1 protein-coding gene is annotated in these 2148 nt (G+C 63.0%); it reads right to left on the bottom strand.

What is annotated here, in order from left to right; translation table 11 throughout:
- Positions 1-63: 63 nt before the first annotated feature.
- Positions 64-2019: an EAL domain-containing protein gene (locus QZY44_RS18890; RefSeq protein ID WP_295449778.1), complete on the bottom strand. Its 1956-nt coding sequence runs from the start codon at positions 2017-2019 to the stop codon at positions 64-66.
- Positions 2020-2148 lie beyond the last annotated feature (129 nt).

The raw sequence follows: 2148 nt of genomic DNA, 5'->3' as shown, positions 1-2148 counted from the left end.
TGCCCCCCGGCCGCGACGGGTAACGCAAGGGCTATTGGCCGGAATGATGATCAAGGCCACTGGTCACTTCTCTAGCCCCGCGGCTACGTCACCAACGCGCCCCCCCCAGTCAGTCAGCCAGGACACCAGGTCAGCCGCCGCCAGTGGTTTCGCATATAGATAGCCTTGCACTTCGTCGCAACCCATGCTCTTTAAGTGCTGTGCCACGGCGGCATCTTCCACACCTTCGGCAATCGTGCGCAGGTTCAGGCTACGGGCAAGCTGAATGATGGCGAATACGATGGTCCGGTCTTCTTCGTCGTCCCGGAAGTTTTCGACGAAGGAGCGGTCGATCTTGAGCTTGTCCACCCTGAACCGCTTCAGATAGGCCAGGCTTGAATAACCGGTGCCGAAGTCGTCGATCGACAATTGAATGCCGCGGGACTTCCAGCACGCCAGGGTATTAAGAATGTAATCCTGCGGCTGCAGCAGGATGGACTCGGTCAGTTCGAGCTCCAGGAAAGCCGCGTCGAGGCCACTTTCATCCAAGGCCGCGAGTACATCCGCGCCAACCCGGCCCTCGCGGAACTGGACGGCGGACAGATTCACGGCCATGACCAGTCCGGGCCAGCCCGCCGCGTGCCAGGCCGCGGCCTGGCGGCAGGCCTCCCTCAAAACCCAGCGACCGATGGGAGCGATCAGGCCGCTCTCCTCCGCCACGTTGATAAAGGCGTCGGGCATGGTGAGTTGTGCGCCTGGCCGACGCCAGCGCAGCAAGGCCTCGACACCGACGACGCGACCGCTGTTCAGATCCACCTGCGGTTGGTAATGCAACTCAAACTCCCGGCGCTCCACGGCGCAGCGCAAGGCCTCGCGGGTCTCAACGAAGCGCCGCAACTCCGCGTTCATCTGCGCTTCAAAGAAGCGGTAGCCGCTATTGCCCGCCCTCTTGGCCTCATTGAGCGCGATGTGGGCATTGCGCAACATGCCCTCGGCGGTATCGGCGTCCTCCGGATAGATCACCACGCCGATGGAGGCAGAGCCAAAGAGTTGCCGGCCATCCAGGTCGAAGGGCGCGGCAAGTCCCGCCAGGATGTCCTCGCAGACCTTGGCCGCCTGCGCCACCGGATGCTCAGCGCGCAGATTCGGCAGCACCATCAGGAACTCGTCCCCCGACAGGCGGCAGAGGGTGTCTTCGGGGCGCAGGCGCTCACGCAGACGCAGGGCCACGCTCTTGAGCAGCAGGTCGCCGACGCTAAAGCCATGGGTGGCATTGACATATTTGAACTTGTCCAGATCCAGATAGAGCACCGCCAGCATGGTCTGGTGCCGACTGGCCGCGCTGAGACCGTGCTCCAAGCGGTCCTGCCCCAGGCGTCGATTCGGCAGGCCGGTCAGGCTGTCATACGATGCCAGGAATTCCATCCGTTCGTGCGCCCGCCGCTGTTGGGTGATGTCATAATTGATCAGCGATCGCGCAAAGGTCAACGCTGCCATAATGAAGGCGGCCAGCACGGCGCTCATCATCATGGCCTGCTGTTGCCATTGGGCGGTCACATAGGACATGGGGCTACCGACCTGGATCAGGAATCCGTACTTTGCATTGCGACGGTAGCAATACAAGCGACGGACCCCGTCCAGAGCACCATAGCCGGTGTCGAACATGCCCTGCTGCTGGTTGCGGCTGAAGGCCTGCGCGAATGCGGGAGACGTTGCTTTCTCGCCGATCGGCAAGGGCGTGGAGCTGTTGAACGCACGGCGCGCCACCAACCGCATATCCTGGTCGAGCAAGGCAATGACGCTATTGGGCGACATTCTGATCTGGTCGAACGTCCTGACGATTTCGTCGACAAAGATCGAGGCGTAGACCAGGCCACCGAAAGCACCGTCCGGCTGGTGGATGCGGCGCGCCATCAACCACATCCATCGTTGTGAGATCGCCCCGACGAGGGGTTCGGCGATGACCATACCCAGCGCGGGATCGTCTCGCAAACGCTTGAAATAGTCGCGCTGGCCCAGGCTCACGCGGGCCTTGATCATCGTTACGGCCACCCCTGCTATGCCGCTACCGGCAGGAGCGCGGGCGGTCTGGGTGGGCGCGGTCGTCGGCGCGCCGGTGACGCGGGCAACGGCATGCGCTGGAGCACCTGCGCGAACAGCGTTTCGTGG

Origin of the sequence: uncultured Thiodictyon sp. (assembly GCA_903837595.1) — a bacterium.
Lineage (GTDB): Bacteria > Pseudomonadota > Gammaproteobacteria > Chromatiales > Chromatiaceae > Thiodictyon.
Note: the sequence above shows the minus strand (reverse complement) of the source record. Positions and strands in the feature narration are given on the sequence as shown.